Annotated in this window: 15 protein-coding genes; 7 read left to right on the top strand and 8 right to left on the bottom strand. The window is 73.4% G+C overall.

Translation table 11 applies throughout. The features are described from left to right. The first annotated feature begins 87 nt into the window (after positions 1-87). From ACFYXM_RS05340 to ACFYXM_RS05325, 4 genes are all read left to right on the top strand, one after another. Positions 88-780, top strand: a complete 693-nt coding sequence (locus ACFYXM_RS05340; RefSeq protein WP_389287040.1) for a spermidine synthase — start codon at positions 88-90, stop codon at positions 778-780. Positions 781-1,003: 223 nt separating this feature from the next. Next, positions 1,004-1,741, top strand: coding sequence for a response regulator transcription factor (locus ACFYXM_RS05335; protein ID WP_073781918.1), 738 nt, complete (start codon positions 1,004-1,006; stop codon positions 1,739-1,741). Continuing rightward, on the top strand, positions 1,738-2,862 hold the full coding sequence (locus ACFYXM_RS05330) for an ATP-binding protein (RefSeq protein WP_389287037.1): 1,125 nt from the start codon (positions 1,738-1,740) through the stop codon (positions 2,860-2,862). Before ACFYXM_RS05335 ends, ACFYXM_RS05330 begins: the two co-directional genes overlap by 4 nt. 259 nt (positions 2,863-3,121) lie before the next feature. Next, on the top strand, positions 3,122-6,931 hold the full coding sequence (locus tag ACFYXM_RS05325) for a multifunctional oxoglutarate decarboxylase/oxoglutarate dehydrogenase thiamine pyrophosphate-binding subunit/dihydrolipoyllysine-residue succinyltransferase subunit (protein ID WP_389287035.1): 3,810 nt from the start codon (positions 3,122-3,124) through the stop codon (positions 6,929-6,931). Between the two features lie 175 nt (positions 6,932-7,106). Here ACFYXM_RS05325 and fxsT read toward each other — a convergent pair whose 3' ends face one another. The 8 genes from fxsT to ACFYXM_RS05285 form a co-directional block, all read right to left on the bottom strand. Next, positions 7,107-10,100, bottom strand: a complete 2,994-nt coding sequence (gene fxsT, locus ACFYXM_RS05320) for an FxSxx-COOH system tetratricopeptide repeat protein (protein WP_389287033.1) — start codon at positions 10,098-10,100, stop codon at positions 7,107-7,109. A 69-nt stretch (positions 10,101-10,169) separates the two neighbouring features. Next, positions 10,170-11,594 carry an aKG-HExxH-type peptide beta-hydroxylase gene (locus tag ACFYXM_RS05315; RefSeq protein WP_389287031.1) on the bottom strand — a complete coding sequence of 475 codons (1,425 nt, stop codon included), beginning with the start codon at positions 11,592-11,594 and terminating at the stop codon, positions 10,170-10,172. Continuing rightward, positions 11,591-12,853: an FxsB family cyclophane-forming radical SAM/SPASM peptide maturase gene (locus tag ACFYXM_RS05310; RefSeq protein ID WP_389287029.1), complete on the bottom strand. Its 1,263-nt coding sequence runs from the start codon at positions 12,851-12,853 to the stop codon at positions 11,591-11,593. The genes ACFYXM_RS05315 and ACFYXM_RS05310 overlap by 4 nt, the downstream gene beginning before the upstream one ends. Before the next feature lie 156 nt (positions 12,854-13,009). Further along, positions 13,010-13,255: an FxSxx-COOH cyclophane-containing RiPP peptide gene (fxsA, locus tag ACFYXM_RS05305; RefSeq protein WP_389287028.1), complete on the bottom strand. Its 246-nt coding sequence runs from the start codon at positions 13,253-13,255 to the stop codon at positions 13,010-13,012. A gap of 580 nt (positions 13,256-13,835) precedes the next feature. Continuing rightward, positions 13,836-17,453: an SAV_2336 N-terminal domain-related protein gene (locus ACFYXM_RS05300; RefSeq protein ID WP_389287026.1), complete on the bottom strand. Its 3,618-nt coding sequence runs from the start codon at positions 17,451-17,453 to the stop codon at positions 13,836-13,838. A gap of 5 nt (positions 17,454-17,458) precedes the next feature. After that, positions 17,459-18,535 (bottom strand): AAA family ATPase, encoded by a 1,077-nt coding sequence (locus tag ACFYXM_RS05295; RefSeq protein ID WP_389287024.1) that lies wholly within the window; start codon positions 18,533-18,535, stop codon positions 17,459-17,461. A 126-nt stretch (positions 18,536-18,661) separates the two neighbouring features. Beyond that, positions 18,662-20,797: a trypsin-like peptidase domain-containing protein gene (locus ACFYXM_RS05290; protein ID WP_389287022.1), complete on the bottom strand. Its 2,136-nt coding sequence runs from the start codon at positions 20,795-20,797 to the stop codon at positions 18,662-18,664. Continuing rightward, on the bottom strand, positions 20,794-21,372 hold the full coding sequence (locus ACFYXM_RS05285) for a CU044_2847 family protein (RefSeq protein WP_389287021.1): 579 nt from the start codon (positions 21,370-21,372) through the stop codon (positions 20,794-20,796). Before ACFYXM_RS05285 ends, ACFYXM_RS05290 begins: the two co-directional genes overlap by 4 nt. Before the next feature lie 185 nt (positions 21,373-21,557). Here ACFYXM_RS05285 and ACFYXM_RS05280 point away from each other — a divergent pair, with 185 nt between their 5' ends. The 3 genes from ACFYXM_RS05280 (at position 21,558) to ACFYXM_RS05270 (ending at position 24,802) form a co-directional block, all read left to right on the top strand. Further along, a complete protein-coding gene (locus tag ACFYXM_RS05280; protein ID WP_003961784.1) occupies positions 21,558-21,740 on the top strand; it encodes a DUF6104 family protein in 183 nt (60 codons plus the stop codon). Between the two features lie 1,141 nt (positions 21,741-22,881). Next, positions 22,882-23,814, top strand: a complete 933-nt coding sequence (locus ACFYXM_RS05275; protein ID WP_389287020.1) for a DUF4097 domain-containing protein — start codon at positions 22,882-22,884, stop codon at positions 23,812-23,814. A gap of 1 nt (position 23,815) precedes the next feature. Further along, positions 23,816-24,802 (top strand): helix-turn-helix transcriptional regulator, encoded by a 987-nt coding sequence (locus tag ACFYXM_RS05270; RefSeq protein WP_389287019.1) that lies wholly within the window; start codon positions 23,816-23,818, stop codon positions 24,800-24,802. The last annotated feature ends 288 nt before the right edge of the window (positions 24,803-25,090 follow it).

Raw genomic sequence — 25,090 nt, 5'->3', positions numbered from 1 at the left:
ACAGGACCGGTGGCCGGCTGGCCGGGGGCCGTCCCGACCGGCCAGGATGGCGGGGAACCCGTCCGTCCGTCACCGGAGATCCGCACCATGCCCGACAGCATCGGCCCCGACACCCACGCCCCCGTCACGCTCGACCGCCGCGATGGCCCGTACGGCGAGGTGGCGCTGCGGGGACGCGGGGACGACTTCGAGATCATCGCCAACGGGTGCTTCCTCATGGACACCTCGGACGGGCGCTCCGAGCGGCTGCTGATCGACGCGGCGCTGGCCGCGCTGCCCGACGGCCGCCCGGACCCGGCGGTGCTCATCGGCGGGCTCGGAGTCGGCTTCTCGCTCGTCCGGGCCGCCGCCGAACCCCGGTGGGGACGAATCGCCGTCGTCGAGCGGGAGCAGGCGATCGTGGACTGGCACCTCAAGGGTCCGCTGGCCCGGATCTCCGGCGCGGCGCTCGCCGATCCGCGCACCGAGATCCTGACGCGGGACCTCGTCGCGTACCTACGGACGACTACGGACCGTTATGACGCGCTGTGCCTGGACATCGACAACGGGCCGGACTGGACGGTCACCGAGGACAACACGAGCCTGTACTCCCCCGCCGGTCTGGCGGACTGCCGGGAGCGGCTGACACCGGGCGGGGTTCTCGCGGTGTGGTCCGCCCAGCCGTCCGCCGACTTCGAACAGGCCCTGCGGAATGCCGGATTCAGCGGTGTACGTACGGAAGAGGTCAGCGTTGCCCGAGGTGTTCCCGACGTGGTGCATCTCGCGATCCGGACAGCCTGAGGAGGCCCGCCGGCCCCGCTCGGCCCCCGGACACCCGGGGGCCAAGCGCCACAAGGCCGACACTCCACCACTCCGCCGCGCCCTGGCCGTTACACCCTGCGTAGCCGAGAACGGCCCGCTGCCTTTACGCTGCTGACCGGTGACGGGATCACCCATGAAATCCACAAGCGAAGACCGCGCGCCCCGGGGAATGGCCCCCGTGAGGGCGGGCAGGGGCGGGGCGATGGAACAGACACACACCACCCACAACGGCGTCGCGGCCACCCCGGGCGCTCAGCGCCGGGTGCTGGTGGTCGAGGACGACGCCACGATCGTCGAAGCCATTTCCGCCCGGCTGCGGGCCGAGGGCTTTCTGGTGCAGACGGCACTCGACGGGCCCGCGGCCGTGGACGCGGCCGAGGCGTGGCAGCCCGATCTGATGGTCCTCGACATCATGCTCCCCGGCTTCGACGGCCTGGAGGTCTGCCGCCGGGTGCAGGCCCAACGGCCTGTGCCGGTGCTGATGCTGACCGCCAGGGACGACGAGACCGACATGCTGGTCGGGCTGGGCGTCGGCGCCGACGACTACATGACCAAGCCGTTCTCGATGCGCGAGCTCGCGGCCCGGGTACACGTCCTGCTGCGCCGGGTCGAGCGGGCGGCACTGGCCGCGGTCACGCCGCGCAGCGGCATCCTGCGACTGGGCGAGCTGGAGATCGACCACGCGCAGCGCCGGGTCCGGGTGCGCGCCGAGGACGTCCACCTCACGCCGACCGAGTTCGACCTGCTGGTCTGCCTGGCGAACACACCGCGGGCCGTGCTCTCCCGGGAGCAGCTGCTGGCCGAGGTCTGGGACTGGGCGGACGCCTCCGGCACCCGTACCGTCGACAGCCACATCAAGGCGCTGCGCCGGAAGATCGGCGCGGAGCGGATCCGTACCGTGCACGGTGTCGGCTACGCGCTGGAGACCCCGGTCCCATGACCCGGCCCGGCCCGACCCGGTCCGGGTCGCCCCGGCCCGGCTCTTCCCGGCCCGGTTCCGGACTGCGCCCCTTCTCGATCAAGGCCAAGCTGGGCACGCTCGTGGTGGTCTCGGTGTTCATCACCACCGGGCTGCTGATGGTGGCGCTGCGGACCAGGACGGAGCTGCGGTTCATCACGGTGTTCTCGGTGATCGCGACCCTGTTGATCACGCAGTTCGTGGCACACGGCCTGACGGCGCCGCTGGACGAGATGACGACGGTGGCCCGGTCGATCTCGCACGGCGACTACACCAGACGGGTGAGCGGCGCCGACCGGCGCGACGAGCTCGGCGACCTGGCCCAGACGATCAACCGCATGGCGGACGACCTGGAGGCCGTGGACCGGCACCGCAAGGAGCTGGTGGCGAACGTGTCGCACGAGCTGCGCACACCGATCGCGGCGTTGCGGGCGGTGCTGGAGAACGTCGTGGACGGGGTCTCCTCGGCCGATCCGGAGACGATGCGGACGGCGCTGAAGCAGACCGAGCGGCTCGGCAGGCTGGTGGAGACGCTGCTGGACCTGTCCCGGCTGGACAACGGGGTGGTGACGCTGAAGGCGAGCCGCTTCGAGGTGTGGCCGTACCTGTCGGGGGTGCTGAAGGAGGCGAACAGCTTCGCCGCCGCGCACCGCCACCTGTCCTCCGGTTCGGGGCATCACAGCCGCAAGGACGTGGCCCTGGCGCTGGACGTGTCGCCGCCCGAGCTGACCGCGTACGCGGACACGGAACGGCTGCACCAGGTGGTGGCCAATCTGATCGACAACGCCGTCAAGCACAGCCCGCCGCACGGCCGGGTCCAGGTGCTGGCCCGGCGCGGGGACGGGCCGGAGTCCCTGCTCCTGGAGGTGCTGGACGAGGGACCGGGTATTCCGGAGTCGGAGCGGTACCGCGTCTTCGAGCGGTTCAACCGCGGCGAGGTGTCCTCCCCGCACGGTCCCGGCAGCGACGGCGGCACGGGGCTGGGCCTGGCGATCGCCCGCTGGGCGGTGGATCTGCACGGCGGACACATCGGCGTGGCCGAATCCGCTCGCGGTTGCCGCATTCGTGTCACCCTTCCAGGGGTATCGCAACCGCGAGGTTGACATAGGCTTCGAACTGGAAGGGCACGTTCTGCGTGCTCGCTTTCAGGGGTACGGTCCAGGGGGGTCGTAGCCGCGGCCCTGCGTGCCCCGTAGTGCAGCGGAACCAGGCTTGTTTCCCGCCAATCCCTGCGCCGAAACCCGCCTTTCGATGTGACTTGCGCGACGAAGGGCGGCCCGGCCTGCATGGAACGGCCCGGGAGGCGTAGCCTTGTTTTCCGCTGTCCATCACCTTGTGAAGCGGAAGAGGGCGGTTGCCGCCGTGTCGTCTCAGTCCCCCAGTAACTCGAGCATCTCGACCGATCAAGCCGCCCCGGGTACCGACCCGGCTGCCGCTTTCGGCCCCAACGAGTGGCTCGTCGACGAGATCTACCAGCAGTACCTCCAGGACCCGAATTCGGTCGATCGTGCCTGGTGGGACTTCTTCGCCGACTACAAGCCGGGGGCGTCCGGCACGGCGGACAAGCCCGTTCCCGGCATCCCGGCCGCCGCCGCACCGGCCGTCGCACCCCAGGCCACCCCGGCCCCGGCCCCGGCTCCCGCCGCGAAGGCTCCGACGGCCCCCGCGGCCCCGGCGGCCCCAGCGCCCGCGCAGGCCGCCCCGGCCGCGCCCGCCGCCCCGGCCGCGCCCGCCACACCGGCGAAGGCCGCCGCGAAGGCCCCGGCCAAGCCCGCCGCCGCGCCGGCCACCGAGGCCCCCGGGGGCCCGGAGTACGTGACGCTGCGCGGTCCGTCGGCCGCCGTCGCGAAGAACATGAACGCCTCGCTGGAGCTGCCGACCGCCACGTCCGTGCGCGCGGTCCCGGTGAAGCTGCTGTTCGACAACCGCATCGTCATCAACAACCACCTCAAGCGCGCCCGGGGCGGGAAGATCTCCTTCACGCACCTGATCGGCTACGCGATGGTGCAGGCCCTCAAGGCCATGCCGTCGATGAACCACTCCTTCACGGTGAAGGACGGCAAGCCGACCCTGGTCAAGCCGGAGCACGTCAACCTCGGTCTGGCCATCGACCTGGTCAAGCCGAACGGCGACCGCCAGCTGGTCGTCGCGGCCATCAAGAAGGCCGAGACGCTCAACTTCTTCGAGTTCTGGCAGGCGTACGAGGACATCGTCCGCCGCGCCCGCAGCGGCAAGCTCGGCATGGACGACTTCACCGGCGTCACCGCCTCGCTGACCAACCCCGGCGGCATCGGCACCGTCCACTCGGTGCCCCGCCTGATGCCCGGACAGGGCCTCATCATGGGCGTCGGCGCCATGGAGTACCCCGCCGAGTTCCAGGGCACCTCCCAGGACACCCTGAACAAGCTGGGCATCTCCAAGGTCATGACCCTGACCTCGACGTACGACCACCGCGTCATCCAGGGCGCCGCGTCCGGCGAGTTCCTGCGCATCGTCTCCCAGCTGCTGCTCGGCGAGAACGACTTCTACGACGAGATCTTCAAGTCGCTGCGCATCCCCTACGAGCCGGTCCGCTGGCTCAAGGACATCGACGCCTCGCACGACAACGACGTGACCAAGGCGGCGCGGGTCTTCGAGCTGATCCACTCCTACCGGGTCCGCGGCCACGTCATGGCCGACACCGACCCGCTGGAGTACCGCCAGCGCAAGCACCCCGACCTGGACATCACCGAGCACGGCCTCACCCTGTGGGACCTGGAGCGGGACTTCGCGGTCGGCGGTTTCGCCGGCAAGTCGCTGATGAAGCTCCGCGACATCCTCGGTGTGCTGCGCGAGTCGTACTGCCGCACCACCGGCATCGAGTTCATGCACATCCAGGACCCGAAGCAGCGCAAGTGGATCCAGGACCGGGTCGAGCGCACGAGCACCCCGCAGCCGGAGCGCGAGGAGCAGCTGCGCATCCTGCGCCGGCTCAACGCCGCCGAGGCGTTCGAGACGTTCCTGCAGACCAAGTACGTCGGCCAGAAGCGGTTCTCGCTGGAGGGCGGCGAGTCCGTCATCCCGCTGCTCGACGCGGTCATCGACTCCGCCGCCGAGGCCCGCCTCGACGAGGTCGTCATCGGCATGGCCCACCGCGGCCGGCTGAATGTGCTGGCGAACATCGTCGGCAAGTCGTACGCGCAGATCTTCCGCGAGTTCGAGGGCAACCTCGACCCCCGGTCGATGCACGGCTCCGGCGACGTGAAGTACCACCTGGGCGCCGAGGGCACCTTCACCGGTCTGGACGGCGAGCAGATCAAGGTCTCGCTGGCCGCCAACCCCTCGCACCTGGAGGCGGTGGACCCGGTCCTGGAGGGCATCGTCCGCGCCAAGCAGGACGTCATCAACAAGGGCGGCACGGACTTCACGGTCCTGCCCATCGCGCTCCACGGCGACGCGGCCTTCGCGGGCCAGGGCGTCGTCGCCGAGACGCTCAACATGTCGCAGCTGCGCGGCTACCGCACCGGCGGCACCGTGCACGTGGTGATCAACAACCAGGTCGGCTTCACCGCCGCCCCGGAGTCCTCGCGCTCCTCGATGTACGCCACGGACGTGGCCCGCATGATCGAGGCGCCGATCATCCACGTCAACGGCGACGACCCCGAGGCCGTGGTCCGGGTCGCCCGGCTGGCCTTCGAGTTCCGGCAGGCGTTCAACAAGGACGTCGTCATCGACCTCATCTGCTACCGCCGCCGCGGTCACAACGAGGGCGACAACCCGGAGTTCACCAACCCGCAGATGTACACCCTGATCGACAAGAAGCGCTCGGTGCGCAAGCTCTACACCGAGTCCCTCATCGGCCGCGGCGACATCACCCTGGAAGAGGCCGAGCAGGCACTCCAGGACTTCCAGGGCCAGCTGGAGAAGGTCTTCGCGGAGGTCCGCGAGGCCACCTCGCTCCCGGCCCCGGCGCACACCACCGAGGCCCGGCCCGAGTTCCCGGTCGCCGTGAACACCGCGGTCTCCTCGGAGGTCGTGAAGGTCATCGCGGAGTCCCAGGTCGACATCCCCGAGCGGATCACCGTCCACCCGCGTCTGCTCCCGCAGATGCAGCGCCGCGCCGCCTCGGTGGAGAACGGCACGATCGACTGGGGCATGGGCGAGACCCTGGCCATCGGTTCGCTGCTGATGGAGGGCACCCCGGTCCGGCTCGCCGGCCAGGACTCCCGCCGCGGCACCTTCGGGCAGCGTCACGCGGTCCTCGTCGACCAGGTGACCGGCGAGGACTACACCCCGCTGCTCTACCTCTCCGACGACCAGGCCCGTTACACCGTCTACGACTCGCTGCTCAGCGAGTACGCGGCGATGGGCTTCGAGTACGGCTACTCGCTGACCCGCCCGGAGTCGCTGGTCATCTGGGAGGCCCAGTTCGGCGACTTCGTCAACGGCGCCCAGACCGTCGTCGACGAGTTCATCTCCTCGGCCGAACAGAAGTGGGGCCAGACCTCCGGCGTCACGCTGCTGCTGCCGCACGGCTACGAGGGCCAGGGCCCGGACCACTCGTCCGCCCGCCCGGAGCGCTTCCTCCAGCTGTGCGCGCAGAACAACATGACGGTCGCCATGCCGACCCTGCCGTCGAACTACTTCCACCTCCTGCGGTGGCAGGTGCACAACCCGCACCACAAGCCGCTGGTCGTCTTCACCCCGAAGTCGATGCTCCGCCTCAAGGCGGCCGCGTCGAAGGCGGAGGAGTTCACCACCGGCGGCTTCCGCCCGGTGATCGGCGACGACACGGTGAAGCCGGAGGACGTCCGCAAGGTCGTCTTCTGCGCCGGCAAGGTCTACTACGACCTGGAGGCCGAGCGCGCGAAGCGCGGCGCCACGGACATCGCGTTCATCCGTCTGGAGCGCCTGTACCCGCTGCCGGGTGCCGAGATCCAGGCCGAGATCGCCAAGTACCCGAACGCCGAGAAGTACCTCTGGGCGCAGGAGGAGCCGGCCAACCAGGGTGCCTGGCCGTTCATCGCCCTGAACCTGATCGACCACCTGGACCTGGCCGTCGGTGCCGATGTCCCGCACGGTGAGCGCCTGCGCCGCATCTCGCGGCCGCACAGCTCCTCCCCGGCGGTCGGCTCGGCCAAGCGCCACCAGGCCGAGCAGGCGCAGCTGATCGCCGAGGTCTTCGAGGCCTGACCGGCTGAAGCACGCACGAGGGGCCCGGTCCCGCGAGTCGATCGCGGGACCGGGCCCCCGGCGTGTGCGGGCTCCTCGGCGGGTGCGCGGACGCGCCCGGCGCCGCACCGGCCCGGGCTGGCGCACCGGGGCGGACCAGCACGCATCGGCCCGGACCGGCGCACACCGGCGCGGTTCAGATCATCTGGGGTTCGAAGTCCCAGTACGGGCGGTTGCGGGAGCGGGCCGAGACCGTGTGCACGTGCTGGGCGCCCAGGGTGGTCTCCAGGTCTCCCAGTGCCTCCGTCTCGATCTTGTCCGCCCGCTGCCGTTCCCGCAGTCCGCGCAGGTCCGCGGCGTGGGCGATCCGGGCGGACAGGGTCAGCGGATGCGTCCGGCCGAGGACTTCGACGGCCCGGACGACGACCGACTCGGTGAGCGCGGCGGCGGACTCCGGGTCCCCCACCAGGTTGCGCAGCGCCGAGGCGTTGATCGCGCAGCCCAGTGTCCAGGGGTGGTTCTCCCCCACGGCCCGGGTCATGTCGGCGAGCGCCTCCTCCAGGAGCGCGTGCGCGTGGTCCCGTTCGCCCACGTTGCGCAGGATCAGCGCGTGGTTGGCCCGGGTCCCCGCCACGTAGGGGTGCTGGTCGCCGAGCATGGCCACATATCCGGTGACGACCCGTGCGCTTATGGCCCTGGCCTGGTCGATGTCGGCGTGCTCGCGGGCGAAGAAGCTCTGGCCGGCCGCGGACATCATCGTCAGCGGGTCGTTCTCGCCCAGGACGCGTTCGGCCCGTTCCAGCACCCGGGTGAAGAGTTCGCCGGCCCTGCCGCGGTCTCCCGAACGGTACTGGCTGAGCGCGAGGTTGTGTTCGGCGCGCAGGGTCTGCGGGTTGTCGGCCCCCATGACCAGCCGGTGCACCCGGACGCTCTGGTTCTGGAGCGACAGGGCTTCGCCGTACCGGCCCAGCAGCCGCAGGTCGGTGGCGTAGTTGATCTCCGAGTAGAGCGTCCAGCTGTGGCGCGGGCGCAGCAGCCGACGCCGGGCGTCCAGGGTGCTCCGGTTGAGCTCCAGCGACTCCTCGTACCGGCCCAGCAGGCGCAGCGAGACGGCCAGGTTGTTCTGTGCGTTGAGGGTGCGCGAGTCCTGGTCGCCCAGGAGTTCGCGGTAGGCGCCGAGGATCCAGCCGGAGATCTCCATGGCCTCGTCGTACCGTCCCAGTCCGCGCAGGTCGGCGGCGAGCCCTCCGGCGGCGCGGAGGTGTTCCAGGTCCTGGGGGCCGCGTTCGGCGCGCAGGTGGTCGACCGCGGCCCGCTCGATGGCCTCCGTCTCGGCGTATTCTCCGACGGCCCGCAACAGGTTGGCGTAGTGGTACCGCAGGTCCCAGAGCCTGGGGTGGTCCTCGCCGAGGAGCTCCCGCCAGGTCTCCATGGCACGTGCGCCGAGCTTGATCCCGGCCCGGTACTCCCCGGAGAGGTACATGTAGCGCAGGCAGTTGAGCACCAGGGTGTGCACCGAGGGGTCGGTGCTCCTGAGCACGTCGGCCCATTTCAGGTGCGGGGTGATCTCGGCATAGGCGGGCCACAGCCGGGTGTCGGTGGGGCGGCCGGGGTCTGCCGCGGCGAGGGCCCGGCGGACCACGTCGATGAACTCCCGGCGGTCGCTCTCCGGCATGTCCTTGCCGATGATCTGATGGACCATGCGGTGCATGTAGAGGGCTTCGCCGGACGACGCCTCCTCACCGGCCGTCTCGTGGGACTCCAGGCGGACCACGGAGTACTGGCGGAGCTGGGCGATCGCCCTGTTCCACAGCAGCGGGTCGTTCATCAGTCCGGAGATCTGTTCCGGCAGTTCGCCGGGCGGCATTTCCCTCAGCAGCCGTACGGGGATGGAGCCCGGTGCGAAGAAGCTGCACAGGCGCAGCAGGTCGACGGACTCCGGGACGGTGTCCCTGAGCTTGTTCAGCAGTATCGACCAGGCGGTCTGGAAGGCGAGCGGAAAGTCTGCGGAGACCTTGACGACGTCCTGGTCGATGCCTCCTTCGAGGAGTCCGATGTACTCCTCCACCGACATGTCCGAGTCGCCCAGCCAGCCGGCGGTCTGGTCGAGGAGGAGCGGCAGGTCCTCCAGTGCCTCGGCGAGTTGGCCGGCCTCGGCCCGGGTCAGCCGCGGGGCGCGTCGGCGGATGAAGGCGACCGACTCGTCGCGGGCGTAGACGGGGACCCCGATCAGGTTGCTGTTGTGCTCGCGCCACTCCCGGTTGCGGGAGGTGATCAGGACGTGGCCGGGGCCGGTCGGCACCAGGTCCCAGATGTGTTCGGGTTCGTCGGCGCCGTCCAGGACGAGGAGCCAGTGGGAGTGCGGTTCGCCGCGGCGCAGGGCGTCGCGTACCGCGCGCAGCCGTTCGCCGTACTCGGCGCCCGTGGACAGGCCCAGTTCGGGGGCGAGTTCGGCGAGTTTCTGGCGGTAGAGGGCGCGGCGGTCGGCGGGCACCCACCAGACGGCGTCGTACTCGGAGCTGAAGCGGTAGACGTACTCCGCGGCCAGTTGGGTCTTGCCGACGCCCGGCATCCCGTGCAGGGTCACGACCCCGGCGCCGGGCCCGGCTTCCTGGAGCGTCTGGTACGTCGTGCTGAGGAGTTCGTCGCGGCCGGTGAACCGGGTGTTGCGCCGCGGCACCCCGCCCCACACCTCCGGGGTGTCCGCCGGATACCGGGGCCCGGGCCTGGCCTCGACCGCGTCCGCCAGCGGCTCGGTGGGCAGTCCCAGGCGTACGAGGAGCCGTCGTTCGGCCTCGTCGGCGCCGACGTTGGTCAGATCGGCCGCTCCGAAGACGGACGTGGCGCCGGGCAGCGCGGACGTGGTCACGCGTACGGCGGCGAAGCGGTCGGGTTCCGGCGCGACGACCTCGCGCAGGGCCCTGTTCCACTCCGCGGTGCTGCGGGGGCCCAGCTGGAAGTACCAGTCGCTGAGGATCAGCAGGACGTTGCCGCGCGACAGCGTCAGATCCCGCAGCGACTCCTCCAGCGCCGCCTCCACCGGGGGATCCCAGCGTTGTTGGACGACGGTGACGCCACGCCGCTCCAGACGGTCCGCGATCCACGCCGCCCAGGCGCGGTTGAAACCGGCGAAACTGATGGTGACGGTCTGCGCGCCGATCGCCCCAACTCCATTACCCGTTGCGGGCATTCAACCATCTCCCTGCCTCGGTACAGGACCTGTCAACATACACCGGGGCCAGAGCGCCCCGGCCGGAATTCACGGTGACTCCCGCGGATGACGCGGGCCGTTCCTCTGCTGCCATATCACCTTGGCGGTGGCCACGTACGCCTCTGCGCGCACCGAATGACCCGCGGGGGGCGGACAATCGTCCAGTCGGTGGTAGAGGGCGATCATCTCGTCGACGAGCACCCGGCCCTCGCGGGTCAGCGCCGCCGATCCGGCCAGCACCGGCAGTACGGCTCCGACCTGTTCGCGGCAGCGGGCGTGTTCGGTCCAGGCGAGGTCCCGGTGGGTGACACGGCGGGCTCCGAGCGCGAGCCGCTGCCAGTGGTCGGCGAGCGCGAGGTGCGAGTAGGCGCCCTGGAGGAGGCCGTCGAAGGGCCTGGGATCGGGGCGCCAGGGGGCGAAGTGGCGCGGTGTCGCGTCCTCGTGGTGCAGCGGTGCGAGCGCGGCGAGCGCGGACAGTTTGGTGTGCTGGAGTTCGTGGACGAGAGTGGCGGCGAACCGGGCGGGGTCGGCCGGTCTGCTGCTGAGGACCGCCCCGAACGCCTCGCGCCGGGTGGCGCTGCAGTGTGCCGCGCTCTCGCCCGCGGGCCCGGATCCGGGCGGCCGGCCGAGGGGCACCAGACAGCGCAGCAGCACGGCCGTCTCGGTCAGCCGGTGCGCGCCGCCCATGCGGAGCAGGGACGGCACCCGCGACCAGGACTCGGCCCATGCCTTGCGTTCGTGGTCGTCGAGATGGGGCGCGGCGCGCAGCCCGTGGTGCCGGAGCCCGCTGTCGTCGGTGCGGTACGGGTCGATGTCGTCCAGGGGTACGGGAGCGGCTCCGGGCCGTACGGGCGGCAGGGCGAGCACCGGGAGCCAGCGCGGGTCGGCCGCGCCGGTCGTCGCGTCGTGGTGCACATGGACGGTGAGGGGCGCACGCCAGGAAATGTGACGTACAGTCAGTTCATTTTGCCCGAAGTCGAGTTCGACCGGGCCGGACGGTGTGCGCAGGGCGCCCAGGGTGGGCAGCGACAGGAGTCCGCCGTGGGCGGTGAGCCGGGTCGTGAACGCGGTTGCGGAACGGATCGCGGCCGCGGCGGCCAGGGCGCTCAAGTGGTCGAGGTCGGCCCGGAGTCCGGAGCCGGGAACGGAGCCGGCGGCATCGGCCGCGGGGGTGGAGAGGCCGCGCAGGCAGCGTTGTGCCCAGGGGCCGGTGAGGGGGTGGAGCAGGACGGCGCGCACGGCGATCCGGTCGGCGCGTTCCGCCGTCTCCAGCAGCGTCCAGTCCTGCCGCAGCCGGTCGAGGGCCCGGGGCGGGCAGAGCGCGGCGGGGGCGTCCTCGGCCGCGTCGAGCAGGGCGCGCACGAGGAGCAGGCGGCGGGTGTCCTGGTCGCGTGCGAGGGCGTGGAGAGTGCCGGGGTCGCCTTCCGTACGGCCGAGCCGGCGCAAGGCGTGGTCCGGGAGTGGGGGGCTCATCGGTGTGCTCCTGCGGTCGCTTCGGACAGCCGGTCCGCGATGTGACGCACCAGCCGTTCGAGATCGGCACAGTAGACGGACGGGTTGGCGAAGCCGTTGTCCGCCCGGTAGCGGTGTGCGTAGTGGCCGCCGCCGCAGACGGTCAGCAGCGGGCAGGCGCGGCAGGCGGGGGCGAGCGCCTCGGCGCCCGCCTGCCGCGCGACGACACCGGGGTGGCGCAGGGTGTCGTCGAAGGTGTGGCGGAAGATGTCGAGACCGGTGGCGGCGGCGGTGTCGTAGGCGGACTTGAGGGAGTCGACCTGCTCGATCGTCCCGTCGGTCTCGACCACGATCGCGTCGACGGGGTCGAGACCGAGGGACTCGGTGGCAGCGGGCAGGTCCAGGAGCAGGGCCACGCACTCCTCGAACAGCCGGACCCTGGTCTCGCGCCGCCCGGCCCGCCACCAGCGGTCGAAGACGGCGGCGAGCCAGTCGCCGTACGGGGTCGGCCGGTCCGGGCCGGGGACGGCGGCGGGGCCGGGGGCGGTGCGGGGCGTTCCGGTGGCGGGCAGGCCCGGTGGAGGGTTCGTCCAGTTGCCGTGCGGCAGCAGCAGGTCCAGGGACGGCGGGCGCAGGGACAGCAGCGACTCGTAGGTCTCGACCGGATCGGTGCGGGGGTCGACGACGGTGAGGATGCCCGCGTACGCGTCGGGGTGGCGGTCGGCGAGGAGCCTGGCGCCGCGTGACGCCGCGGGCCAGGAGGGGCGTCCGGCGTGGTCGACGCGCAGGGTGTTGTGTGCGGCCAGACCGCCGTCGAGGCTGATGCCGACGCTGATGCCGTGCCGGGCGAGCACGGTCACGCAGGCGTCGGTGAGCAATGTCGCGTTGGTCTGCACGGTGGCGTGCACGGAACAGTCCGCCGGGGTGAGCTCACGGACGCGGTCGGTGAGGTCGGCGAGGCGGTCGGCGCCCGCGAGGAGGGGTTCGCCGCCGTGCAGGACGAGAGCGATGTCGCGCAGTGCGTGGGCCGCCGCGTGTTCGGCGATCCGGTCGGCGGTGCGGTCCAGTACGGCGGCCGGGGCGGCGGCCGGGCGGGCGCGCCAGGTCCGGTCGGGGCCCTCGTAGAGGTAGCAGTAGCGGCAGGCCAGGTTGCACCGGCCGTGCACCTTGACGATGAACTGCCGGAACGGGAAGGGCCCCCGGCCCGCCGCGACGGTGTCCGCGCACCGGCGGGGGCACCGCGTCACCTGTCGAGACACCCCGGCACCCCCGTGCTGCATGGCGCGGGGGCCGCCCCCGCTGCCGGCCCGGACCGGGTCTGCCCGGCCCGCCGCGCGGGCAGACCCGGTCCGGGCCACGACGTCCCGTCCGGCCGGGTCCCGGGCCGGATCCGTGCGGCCGGCGCGCCGGCCCGCAGGGCCGGCCGGACGGACGCCTCAGAACGCGCTGGTGAATCCCCAGAGCGTCTCCCGCGGCTGCCCGGCGCGTCCGCGCAGATCCGCGACCACCTCGCGGAGCACGGGGTGGTCCAGCGTCCGCAGTGTCTCCAGATCGAGCTCCAGCAGCTCGGGCAGCACGCCCGGACCACCGGGCACCTCGTCGGATGCCGTGTCGGACGCGCCGTCGGCCGGTGCGTCCGGCGGCCCGGCGCCGGGCCGGCCGTTTCCCGTCGGCTCGTTCATCATGCCTCCCCGTGTCCCCGTTGGTTCCCTGTGTCCTGTGTCCTGTGGTTCTGTCCCGTGGTTCCCTGTGTTCCCGTGGTTGTTCCCGTGGTTCCCCGTGCCGGTCCGGTGGTCCCGGTGTCCTGCCGGTGGTTCCCCGTGTGCCCGTCGCACGTGCCCTCGCGACGGACCCGCGGGGATCGGCTCGTCGTCGAGCGCGTCCCGTCGGGTCCGTGTCCCTGGCATCGGTCCGTGTCCCTGACATCGGTGCGTGTGCCCGCGTCGTGGCGGTGTCCGTCCGCCGCGGCCTTCACCGCGGTGGCCACCCGCCGCCGTCGTACCCCGTTGGTGCCGTCGGCGCCGGTCACGGCACTAGTACCCGCACGGGCTGCTTCTGTACCGATGCCCCGCACGGCCTCGCCTACGCCTTCCTGGGCGGACCGGCGACCGGTGTCCGTCGTACGCCGGTCGCAGACGGCGCGAAGAATGGCGGCCGGAGGGCGACCGTCGCCGCGGGCGGCCCCGGGGCGGCGACGTCCCGGCGCGGCGGGCGGGCGGCGTCGGCGTGCCGGCGCGGCTGCGGCCGGGGCCGGGGCCGGGGTCAGCGCTCCAGCTCCGCCAGCCGTGCCGCCGTCTCCTCGCCCGCGGCGCCGCCGCCGTCCGGCAGTCCGCGCCACTCCCGGCGGGCCGAGCGGTACGCCTCGCGGGCGGCCCGGGGCCGGCCCGCCCGCTCGTACGTCGTACCCCGCCAGTGGTGGGCCGTGGCGCACCACTCGACCGCCTGCCGCCGCTGGTGCGGATGGACCGACTCCTCCGCCGCCGTGCCGGCCGCTTCGGCCGCGCTCCGGAACGCCTCGGCCGCCTCGTCGAGCCGGGTGGGGCGCCCCAGCACCCGGGCGGCTTCGAGGTGGGCCAGGCCCAGTTCCAGCCAGCAGTCCGCCGCCGACAGCGGTTCGGTCGCCTCCCGGGCGGCGAGCCCGAAGAGGTGCTCGGCCTCCCGCAGGTCGACCCGGTCCTCGGTGGCGCGGTGCCGCAGCATCAGCGCACGGCCCAGCATCAGCAGCCGCTCGGCCTGGTGCGCGTCCCCCGCCGCCGTCTCCGTACGGCAGTCGCGCAGCACCCTCACCGCCGCCCCGATGTGCGCGCGCCCGTCCGGCAGCCGGGCCCGGCGCAGCAGGGTTTCTCCCCACTCGGCGAGCAGATCGGCGTGGGCCTGCGAGTCGCGCGGCACACCACGCGCGGCACGGGCGAACCGGTCGGCCGCCTCGACGAGTTCGTCCGGGTCCCCGGTGTGCTCGTACCGCAGGACGTGCACCCGGGCGGCCCGGGTGAGCAGCGAGGCCCGCAGCCGCTGATCCCGCACGGTCTCCAGGGCCTGCGCGACCAGCGTCGCCGCCTCGTCCGGCTCCGCGCCGGAGCCGAGCAGGGCGTCCACCAGGTCCAGCACGATGCGCGTCCCGGTGCCCAGGGTGTGCCGGCCGCCGTCCTGCCCGAGCGCCGCGCGCAGGGAGCGGGCCGCCTGGGCGGCGTAGACCCGGGACTGTTCGGTGTCGACGGTGGCCCCGGAGAGCTTGAGCAGCGCACGGCCGTGCGCCAGCGGCAGGGCGGCGGGCCGGTTCTCCTGGTCGGGCCAGACGTCGGCGAACGCCTCCAGCATGCCGCACGCGGCCTGGAGCGAGGAGGCATCACCGTCGAGCCGCCACTGCGACTCCAGGGCCCGGACCCGTTCCAGCGTGAGCCGGAGGGCCTCGGCCGGTTCCAGTCCCGGGGCCGAGCAGGCGGCCGTGTACTCCCGGTCGGCGCGGTGCAGCAGTTCCAGTGCGCCCCGTCGGTCACCGCGTGCCCGACGGTCGTCGGCCGCGGCGTGCAACACCTTGGCCAGGGCGGCCCGTTCGTGCACGGCGCCGGGGTGCGCGGCGGCCCGTTCGGCGGCGTACTCGGCCTCGCGAAGCAGCTCCGCGTCGCCCTGGACCTCCCACAGGCGCAGGACGCAGCGCGAGTACTCCGCCCACAGCGCCGGGTCCGCGCCCGGTCGGCTCTCGCGCTCGGTGGCGCCGCGCAGCAGCTGCACGGCGTCGATCAGGTACTGGACCATGCCGTCCGAATCGAAGCGCCGCAGCAGGACGCGGGCGCTCTCCACCGCCGCGTTCGGTGTCCGCGGGACGGCATCGGACCGGTTCCGGTCGCTGTCGACGACGAACTGCTCGGGCAGCGGCATGAATCGCTCCAGTACGCGGACCGCGACCTCGGCGAAGGGATGGGGCACGCGTGGCCCGCCGTGCTCGTCCCCTTCCTCGATCCCGTCCTGCGGTCCGGTCCGGCCCCCGGTTCCGTGCCCGGGCGGTCCGGGGGTGCGGGTGAGCCGCACCGGCCCGTGCCTGCCCTCGCCGAGCTGGGCGAAGGCCAGCGCGGGGAAGTTCGGCCCGCCCCTGCCGAACCGCTGCTCGATGTACTGCGAGCAGTGCTTGAGCACGAGCAGCGCCTCGTCCCGGCCGAGCGGGCCGAGCAGCGCCTCGCGGACGCCGGGCGCGAACTCGTACCACTGGCCGGCGGCCACGCCGTCCGTCCCGGCGGCGTCCTCGGTCCTCGCCCGTGACAGCAGTCCGCTCAGCAGGACCTCGGCCAGTTCCGAGGGGCCGGAGTTCGGCAGCATGGTGCGCTGCACCAGTTGCATCACCGGCAGATGCAGCGGGGCTGCCGCGAGGTACACGGCGAGCTGCCCGGCGGCCGGGGAGGCCGTCGAGCGGAAGCGGCTGACCAGCTGGAGCGAGGACAGACCGTCGCCGGGGCGCTGTACGGCCGCCGGGGGCTGGTCGGCCCGCACCCAGCCGACGGCGCCGGACACCTGCCCCGCGCCGGTGCCCGAGAGCAGCTTCGCCCAGGCCGCCAACGCCCCTTCCACGGGCGGGAGCACGGGTACGGGAAGGGCGCCCGGGTGCACGGCGGGGCCCGCTCCGGCATGCTCCGTGACCTTGAGGACGGTGGCTCCGACCGGCCCGTCGCCCCGGGACAGCGAGCCGTAGGTCACCGGCAGCCGGGTACGGTTCCACATCCGCTGCGGCAGGGGCTGGAGCACAGCCGTCGGCGCCTGTCCCGCCAGGTGGTGCAGCAGCCGGTGGGCCCGTCCGCTCCGCCAGAGCGGGCCGGCGCAGTCGCTGACCACGAGGGTGACGCGGCGGCCGGTGGGGTCGCTCAGCCGGTCCGCGGAGCTCAGCGGCGCCGCGGCCGGGTCCGGGCTGCGGCTCACCACGGCGGCCCCGTCCGGCCCCTGATGCAGATAGCGCGTCCAGACGTCCCTGAAGGCACCCAACTGCCCGAACAGGTCCTGGAGTTCCCCGAACAGCCGGTCCCACACCAGCATCGAGGACGAGGCGTCCATGACGCACTGGAGCAGCGACTCGCCCCGGGACGCGCCGCGGAAGACCGGGATGATCAACCCTCCGGCGCGGGCACTGCGTTCGACGGTCTCCACCTCGTCGAGGATGTGACGCATCGGGGGCGCGGCGGGGCGGTAGCGCTGCAACGGCCTCAATGCCCGCTGGAGTTCGAGCGGCGCGGGAAGGGCGGGGGCGGCGGGCACGCCGAGGGCGAGCGTTCTCGTCCGGCCGCCGGGGGCGGGAGCGGTTCCGCGTCCGGGCGGACGGTCGCCGTCGCGGCCCGGGGCGCGGGAGGCCGCGCGGGGCACGGGGTGGAGCGCGACCCGGCGGTCCGGGTCCCCGGGGTCGTGCCGGTCCGCGGCCCCGCCCCCGTCCGGCGGGGGGCCGGCCTCGCGGCCCTCCGGTACGGGCGGGCCGGGGCGTTGCTCCGGCCGGTCCGCCCGGTCCGGGCCGACGGGCGGCGGCGGTAAGGCCGCGCGGCCGCCCTCGCCGCCGTCGTCCTCGTCCGGCGCGTCGGGGTGGCGGGTCCAGCGGGCCAGCCAGAGGGCGTCGCAGAGCTGCTCGGCGTCGGGGTCGAGCCCGGCGCCGCGCAGCCGGGCGACGAACGCGGCCAGCAGCCCGCCGCCGTCCGGCGACGCGCCGTCACCCGGTGGCGCGCCACCGCCGCCCGCCGTCGTCCCATCGCCCGGTGCCGCGCCGTCGAGCCGTGCCGCACCGTCCGGCCGCGACGGAGCGCCGTAGGCCTCCGTCGCGGCCTCGAAGCCCTCCACCGGGTCCCGGGGGCCGTCGTCGGGGCGGCGTCCCCCGCTCTGTGGTCCGTGCCGCGCCCCGCCACCGGACATCGGCATCACCTCGGCCGGTCGAGTCGCTGGATGAGCAGGTCGGCAAGGCGGTCCCGGCCCGCGGGCGCCGCCGCGTCGGTGAGGTAGATCGCGTTCAACAGCTGGTCCGTGGCCAGGAGTTCGCTGCGGGAACGCTCCAGGAAGTGGGCGATGAGATCGTCCCCGGCTCGCGCCGCCTCGTCGCCGAGATGGGCGCGTACGAAGGTGGCGAGACGCTGGTGGTCGGGGCGTCCCAGCTCCAGATGGACGCAGCGGCGCATCAGGGGCGCCGGGAAGTCCCGCTCGCCGTTGCTGGTGAGGACCACGAACGGGAAGGCCCGGCACTGGACCCGGCCGCCCTTCACCCTCACCTTTTTCCCGTCGTCGTCGAGGACCTCCGCCTCGCCGTCGGGCAGCCGGTCCACGACCCGTTCCAGCTCCGGAATGCCGAACTCGCCCTCCTCCAACACGTTGAGCAGGTCGTTCGGCAGGTCGATGTCGCTCTTGTCGAGCTCGTCGATGAGCACGACCCGCGGCCGGTCCGAGGGCATGAGCGCGGTACCGAGCGGGCCGAGCCGGATGTAGCTGCCGACGTCCTCCACGGCCCCGGCACCGGATGTCCCGGCCCCCGCGCCGTGCGCGGCGATCTGCACGTCCTGGAGCCGGGCGATCGCGTCGTAGCGGTACAGCCCGTCCTGGAGCGTCGAGCGGCTGACGATGGGCCAGCGCAGCACCCGGCCCAGCCCCAGCTCATGGGCGACGGAGTGGGCGAGGGTGCTCTTCCCGGCGCCGGGACTCCCGGTCACCAGCAGCGGACGGCGCAGATACAGCGCCGCGTTGATCATCTCCAGCTCCTCGGCGCCGGGCCGGTGGAGCTCGGCGATGTGCCGGTGGCCGCCCAGACGGCGGTCGGCCGACCCGTCCGACCCCTCCGGTCCGGCCGGGCCGTCGCCGCTCTCTCCGTCGCCCCCGTCCCGCCCGTCGGCGGCCGGGGCGCCGCGGCCCGCGAAGTCCCGCCAGGGCGGCGGGGGCGGCAACCGGTCGATGCCCTCGTGCGGTTCGCCGGCCCCTCGGTAGATGAGCCACTCGCTGGATTCACTCATAGCGTGTTCCTCGTCGTCACTCGTCCGCCAGGGGCAGCTGTCGAACGTGCTTCACGTAGCGATCCGGGGCACACCCCGTAAGGGGCCGGGCGGCTTCCGCCACACCCCCGAAGGGCGGGCCGGCCATCACGGTGCCTCGAAGTAGAGTTCGTCGCCCGGCAGTCGATGCCGCGGGTCGTCGTAGAGCAGGGCGACCCCGTCCGACCAGTACGCCTCCGTGCGCCCCGCGTGCACCCCTCTCCTCAACTCGTGCATCTTCTTCGGAAGAAGATCGGCCGTACGGGCCTCCGCGACGGCGTCGGCGGCGCGCCGGTGGAAGTCGGTGCAGACCGCGGTCCGTTCGTCCGTCCGGCTCCGCCGCCACAGGGCCAGTCCGTACCCCGCGTCGAGCAGCCGTCCCAGGCCGGTCGTGCTCTCCGGTCCGGGCCGGTCGCCGTATCTGCAGAGCACCGGGACGGTCTCGTACGCCAGTTGGCGCATCCGGGCGACCACCGGTACGGGTATCCGCATCCCGTCCTCGCAGTCGACGACGGCGGCGCGCATCGGGGCGGTCATGGCGCGGTTCCAGCGGGCCTCGCGCTCGGCCGGCCCGCCGTCGGCCCCCGCCGTGCCGCCACCGGTGCCCGCCGTGCCCCGGTCGAGGGGGCGGACGACCACCGGGCGGAGCACTCCGAGCGGCCTCCCGTCGGGCCGCGTCCGCCATTCGTCGACCCCCAGCCCCATGAGGGCAGGATCCACCGCCACGTGGAGGACCGCCGGGTCGTCCGGCTCGTCGCACCGGCGGAACGCCTCCGCGAGCGGGCCCGCGAGCCGGTCGGGCAGGGCGTGCAGCACGGTGCCCCGGCTGTCCTCGGCCACGGGCCGGAAGTCCCCGGGCCTCGGCACGACCGCGACCCGCCAGTCGTAGAGGTCCGGCTCCCAGTGCCGCGGCTCCAGCCGCAGCAGGACGAACGGGGCGTCGTGCGGCCTGGCAGGCTCGGGCGTCGGCGCGGGGGCACGGGAATGCTCGCGGCCGGTGGGGATCCGCCGGTCGTTGTACCGGAGGCCGACGAGCTCATGACGGAACTTCCGGGACAGGTGGTCGTCCGCCACCCGCTTCACCCATCGCCACAGGGCCGCCTCGGCGTCCGGGGTGGACGGCAGTACGTAGGGGCGTTCGGCGGACAGGGCGCTCATGCAGTACTTCAGGATCAGTTCCAGCGCGCCGTCACCGCCCGGGGCGTCGTACAGCGTGCCGAGTCCGTCGCGCCAGCCGCGCGGGGCCGCGTGGTGCTCGCGCGGGTGGGTGTCCGGGAGCTCGTCCAGGAGGTCGAGCAGGCCGCGGGTGCTGAGCGGGGGAGGAAGTTCGGCGAGCCGTCCGAGCAGGTCCACGCGTTGCTGGGGGCTGAGGGCGAGCCCCGCCCCGGCGCCCAGCTCCCGCTGGAGGTCGGCCCAGGTCCGCTCGGTGCCGACCGGGCTGGTGTGCCGGTCGGCGTGGTAGCGGTCGTGGGCATGGAACAGCGCCTGGTACGGGTCGTCGGCCTCGCCCGTCACCGTCCCGGGCGGCACGGGCAGGGTGCGCAGCCGCTCGACGCCGATCGAGGTGCCGCCCGTGGTGCCGTCGGAGCGGGACTTGAGCACGCCGACGACCTCGCCGCGCGCCAGGTCCACCACGGGGCCGCCGGACAGGCCGGGGTACATCCGGTCGCCGTCGAGCCGCATCTGTTCGTCGTCCTCGGCCCAGTCCCCGAAGGTGCCCATCACCTGGCACCGCCCGCTGAACCGGGTCAGCTGCCCGGATCCGCCGTCGGTCCAGCCGGTGTAGAGGACCGAGCCGCCGCCGAACATGCCCGCCGGGCGCTCGGTGACGTACACACAGGGGTGCTCGACGGGGCGCAGCAGCCGGATCAGCGCGAGGTCGGGTGCGGGCCAGCCGCCCGGCGCGGCGCCCCACGTGCCGCCGGGGCGGGGTGCGGCGCGCCGGTCCTCGGGCATGGCGGCCACCACGGCGCCCTCGGCCGTCGTCTCGGCGCCGCCCGGGTCCGGCTTGAACACCACGCTCACCCGACGCCCCTCCCCCGCCATCGCCACGTGCGCGCACGTGAGGACCCAGCTCGGGGCGACGAAGAAGCCGCTCCCCAGGAAGCCCCGGTCGGATCCTTCAGGGGCATACCCGGGCTCCGGGCGGTGGATGCGCACGGTCGCCGCCATCACGAGGCCCGTGAGCGCACGGTACGTGCTCTCGGAACGGCCCCCCGCGCCCCTGCCCGGCGGCTGGGTCATGAGCGGTCCCCGCCGCCCGGCCCGGCCGCGCCCGGACGCACCGGTGCGCCGGTGGACGCCCCGGGCACGGGCGGGGGGTCGGTCGGCATCGGCGGAGCGGGGCGGGGCTCGGACGGCCGAGACGTCCGCGCCGCGGGTGGGGGCACGGGAGGCGTACCCCCTGGCGCCCCTCCCGCTCCCTGTGCGCCGCCCTGCGCCGGGCTCGCCGGTTCGACGGGCGGGCCCCCGCCGTGCCATGTGAGCGTGACCGTGATGCCGCCCTTGGCCTCGCCGTCCGCGAGAAGGCCGACGACCTTGCCCGCCTTCGCGGTGAGCTCGATGCCGAACTCGACGCTCACCTCGTCGGGCCGCACCGCGCGCAGCGGCTCGGCCAGCGAACGCGCGACGCTGGTCACGACGGCGTTGAGGCTTTCGACGCGGGCCTGCACCTGGTCGACGAAGTCCCCGTAACCGATGTCCGTGAACGCCGGACCCCGCGCGGGCCTCGTCAGCTCCTCCGCTCCCGAGACACGCGCCCAGACCGGCGTGCCGTCCGGCATCTCGATGCGCGCGATACGAGCCCCGCTGTCGGTCATGAAAACCCCCCGATTCTCAACTACCCGCAGGCTAACGGCAGTACGCGACCCGCGCGAGGTCCGTGGACCAGGACACCGGGGCGCCGTGCGACGGTTCTGAGGGGGCTCGCACCGCCCCCGCGAGCCTTCGCCGACGGCGCGCTCCCGGCCGTCGCGGGGCTGTCACCAGGCATTAGGCTTGCCGCATGTACTTCACCGACCGCGGTATCGAGGAACTGGAGAAGCGCCGGGGCGAGGAAGAGGTCACTTTCGAGTGGCTCGCCGAGCAGCTTCGTACGTTCGTCGACCTCAACCCCGACTTCGAGGTGCCGGTCGAGCGCCTCGCCACCTGGCTGGCCCGTCTCGACGACGAGGACGAGGACGAGTAGCCGGGGACGAGCTGCGGAGGCGGGCGACCGGGACGCGTGGCCGACCGCCGCGGCCCGTCGGACGCCGGCCGGTGGACGGCCACCGCGGGCCGGTGGACCGGTGGACCGGCATCAGGCGACCGGACGGACCGGGCTCCCGGTATCCGTCCGCGCCCCCGGCGTCACGGACTAGTGCCGCTCCCGGCAACGTTTGCCCCGTCGCGCCGTCCGGCACGCACGCTCGCGGCGTTGGCCAAAAGCCCACGTAGCCCCGCTACGAGGGCTTCCGGCCGCCTTGCGATCGCACGCACCGGACGACGCTCCTTCCGGGCAAACCTTGCCGGTCACGGCACTAGACCCTCCGGCCCCCCGTCGAACCGGTCGCAGGCGAGGCCGAGCGCCCCGTGCGTCGTCAGCAGTCCGCCCGCTGACGACCTGGGGAGCAATAGGGAGTGGATCAGCGAGCGGCGTCGTGCGGCTTCGGATCCAGGGCGGAGGAGCGAGGCGGATGGGGTCTCCCCTGCTCGAAAGCAGCTGAGAGCTCGGGGAGCGTCGGTCACCGACGACAACGCGGGAGGCGGAGTCGCAGGGCGTCGGGAGCCCGCTCCCTATCGCTCCCCAGGTCGTAAGACCCAGCCACTCCTGCGGCACCCGGCGCCCCACAGGACGAGCGGCAGTCCCGCCGCCGGCCGGGCGCCGCCCAGCACCCGTGCTCCGGGGCCGCGCACCCAGGGGCGGAGGACGCCGCTCCCGACCCCGTCGCGCCCGGCCCTCATCCTTTCGCGCCTGCCGACCGCCAGGGCGGCGGCGGCCCAGCCCGCCGCGACCCGGCCGACCAGCTCCGTGGCCGCCTCGGCCGCCCGGCCCGTCCCATGCGTCCCGCAGGCCCCGTCCACCCGGTCCGTCCCACCCGTCCAATCCGTCCGGCCCGTTTCATCCGCCCCGGCCTCCCCGAACGTCCCAGCCGACCGGGCCCTCCCACACGCCAGGACATATCGCCCGATTCCGATGCGGTGAGGCCACCTCGCGACCCCGCGCTTGCGCGCACCCCGCGTCCACCCTCGCCCCCGACCTCCCTTGACTTCCTGGAGCCGCGATATATCTTGACAACCAAGAGACGCGATATGTTGCGTCATTCCGCGTTAGCTGGGAGGCCAGATCCATGCCTGTGTCGACATGGGCCATCGCCGCGCCCCAGAAACTGACCTTCGACGCCCCGGTGACCTCGCTCGACGTGCGCATCGTCGGCGGTGCCGTCAACGTCGTCGGCACCGACGAGCCGACCGCCCGGCTGGAGATCTCCGAGATCGAGGGCCCGCCGCTGCTCGTGACCCACGAGGACGGCGCGCTCACGGTCGCGTACGAGGGCCTGCCGTGGAACGACTTCCTCAAGTTGTTCGACCGCACCAGCTGGAACCGCCGGGCGGTCGTGTCCTTGGCCGTACCGGCCGGGTCGGCGGTGGCGGTCGGCGTGGTCGGCGCCGGGGCGGTGGTGTCCGGGATCGACGGACGCACGGAGGTACGGGGCGTCAGCGGCGACACCACGCTCGTCGGGCTCTCCGGCCCGATCCGGGCCGAGACGGTGTCGGGCAACGTGGAGGCCCAGTCGGTCACCGGCGAGCTGCGCTTCCACACGGTCTCGGGCGATCTCACGGTCGTCGAGGGTGCCGGGACCTCGGTCCGTGCGGACTCGGTCAACGGCAACATGGTGCTGGACCTGGATCCGTCGGGGCGACCCACGGACGTCCGGCTGACCACGGTGTCCGGCGAGATCGCGATCCGGCTGCCGCATCCGGCGGACGCGACGGTCGAGGCGAACACCGCGAGCGGCACCGTGTCCAACGGCTTCGAGGACCTGCGGGTCAGCGGCCAGTGGGGCGCGAAGAAGATCACCGGCACTCTCGGCGCCGGGACCGGGAAGCTGCGGGCGACGACGGTCTCGGGATCGATCGCCCTGCTGCGCCGCCCGGCGCCCGAGGACGACCCGTACGACTCCGATCCGACCGTCACCGGGCCGGCCACCGCGGAACCTCCCGCCACGGAGCCGACCGCCTCCGGTCCGACCGCCACCGAGCCGACCGGAAAGGTGCTCTGACATGCCGTCCGTATTCGCCCACGGCCGCCTCCGCCTCTATCTGCTGAAGCTGCTCGACGAGGCCCCGCGCCACGGTTACGAGGTGATCCGTCTCCTGGAGGAGCGTTTCCAGGGCCTGTACGCGCCGTCGGCGGGCACGGTCTATCCGCGGCTCGCCAAGCTGGAGGCCGAGGGGCTCGTCACGCATGCCACCGAGGGCGGGCGCAAGGTCTACTCGATCACCGACGCGGGCCGCGCCGAGTTGGCGGGCCGCACCGGTGAACTGGCCGATCTGGAGGAGGAGATCAGGGACTCCGTCTCCGAACTGGCCGCCGAGATAAGGGACGACGTGCGCGGCGCAGCCGGCAAGCTGCGCAGCGAGATGCGCGCCGCGGCCCACGAGACCAGACAGGACCGCGCCGGTTCCGCCGACCGCAAGGGCGGCCGGGACTTCCCGTTCGGCGAGTTCGCGGACCTCGGCGACAAGGAGTCGTGGTCGTCCATGAAGGAGGAGCTGCGCAGGGCCAAGCAGGAATGGAAGGACCAGGCCCGTCGCGCGAAGGACGAATCGCGCCGGGCGCGCGAGGAGGCCCAGCAGGCCCGCCGCCAGGCCAAGGAGGCCCAGGACAGGGCGCGCGAGCAGATGCAGAACGCCGCCCGCCAGGTGCAGGAGCACTTCGCGCGGGGAGACTGGCCCTCCGGCGTACGGGAAGGACTGGCCGAGATCACCGGACAGTTGGGCACCTTCGCCAGGACGGGCAGTTGGCCCCCGTACGTCAAGCCGGAACCCGCGGGCGCCGACCCCGAGTGGGGACGGGACTCCGTGGGCACCGGCGAGCCTGCCCGCGACCTGGAACGGCTGCTGGACCGGTTCCGCGACGACATCCGTGACGCCGCCCGCGACCACGGCGTCACCGAGGAGCAGCTCACGGAGGCCCGCCGCCATCTGTCGACGGCCGCGGCCCACATCGGGGCGCTGCTGCGGAAGGACGACAGCGGTAAGGGATGAGCCGCCTGGAAGAGACCGAGGCCGGACGAGGGCCGACGGGCGCACGGCCCGCGGGCGAGCCCGACGGCCCGGCAGCCGGGGGCGGGAACCGGCGGGCGAACGTCCGGCGGACGGGAACGACGCCGGCGAAGCGGGAGGCGTTCTCAGCCGCGCCCCGTCCAGGGCGTGTTTCGAAAGTCCCGTCCGGCCCGCGACGCCTGGCACGGCGCCTCGCCACGTCGTCGGGGGGGGCCCCCCCCCCCCGGGGGCGGGGGGGGCCACCCCGCGGGGGTGGACCCCCGCGCGCCC

It is taken from the genome of Streptomyces sp. NPDC002476, from assembly GCF_042889785.1.
Taxonomy (GTDB): domain Bacteria; phylum Actinomycetota; class Actinomycetes; order Streptomycetales; family Streptomycetaceae; genus Streptomyces.
The sequence above is the reverse complement of the archived record's forward strand: the minus strand, read 5'-3'. Positions and strand labels throughout refer to the sequence as shown.

Bases quoted from the DNA above. Each gene is read 5' to 3' on its own strand.
- ACFYXM_RS05275 (WP_389287020.1), top strand. From the start codon at position 22,882: ATGCCTGTGTCGACATGGGCCATCGCCGCGCCCCAGAAACTGACCTTC.
- ACFYXM_RS05315 (WP_389287031.1), bottom strand. From the start codon at position 11,594: ATGAGCCCCCCACTCCCGGACCACGCCTTGCGCCGGCTCGGCCGTACG.
- ACFYXM_RS05280 (WP_003961784.1), top strand. From the start codon at position 21,558: ATGTACTTCACCGACCGCGGTATCGAGGAACTGGAGAAGCGCCGGGGC.
- ACFYXM_RS05330 (WP_389287037.1), top strand. From the start codon at position 1,738: ATGACCCGGCCCGGCCCGACCCGGTCCGGGTCGCCCCGGCCCGGCTCT.
- fxsT (WP_389287033.1), bottom strand. From the start codon at position 10,100: ATGCCCGCAACGGGTAATGGAGTTGGGGCGATCGGCGCGCAGACCGTC.
- fxsA (WP_389287028.1), bottom strand. From the start codon at position 13,255: ATGAACGAGCCGACGGGAAACGGCCGGCCCGGCGCCGGGCCGCCGGAC.
- ACFYXM_RS05340 (WP_389287040.1), top strand. From the start codon at position 88: ATGCCCGACAGCATCGGCCCCGACACCCACGCCCCCGTCACGCTCGAC.
- ACFYXM_RS05270 (WP_389287019.1), top strand. From the start codon at position 23,816: ATGCCGTCCGTATTCGCCCACGGCCGCCTCCGCCTCTATCTGCTGAAG.
- ACFYXM_RS05310 (WP_389287029.1), bottom strand. From the start codon at position 12,853: ATGCAGCACGGGGGTGCCGGGGTGTCTCGACAGGTGACGCGGTGCCCC.
- ACFYXM_RS05335 (WP_073781918.1), top strand. From the start codon at position 1,004: ATGGAACAGACACACACCACCCACAACGGCGTCGCGGCCACCCCGGGC.
- ACFYXM_RS05295 (WP_389287024.1), bottom strand. From the start codon at position 18,535: ATGAGTGAATCCAGCGAGTGGCTCATCTACCGAGGGGCCGGCGAACCG.
- ACFYXM_RS05290 (WP_389287022.1), bottom strand. From the start codon at position 20,797: ATGACCCAGCCGCCGGGCAGGGGCGCGGGGGGCCGTTCCGAGAGCACG.
- ACFYXM_RS05285 (WP_389287021.1), bottom strand. From the start codon at position 21,372: ATGACCGACAGCGGGGCTCGTATCGCGCGCATCGAGATGCCGGACGGC.
- ACFYXM_RS05300 (WP_389287026.1), bottom strand. From the start codon at position 17,453: ATGTCCGGTGGCGGGGCGCGGCACGGACCACAGAGCGGGGGACGCCGC.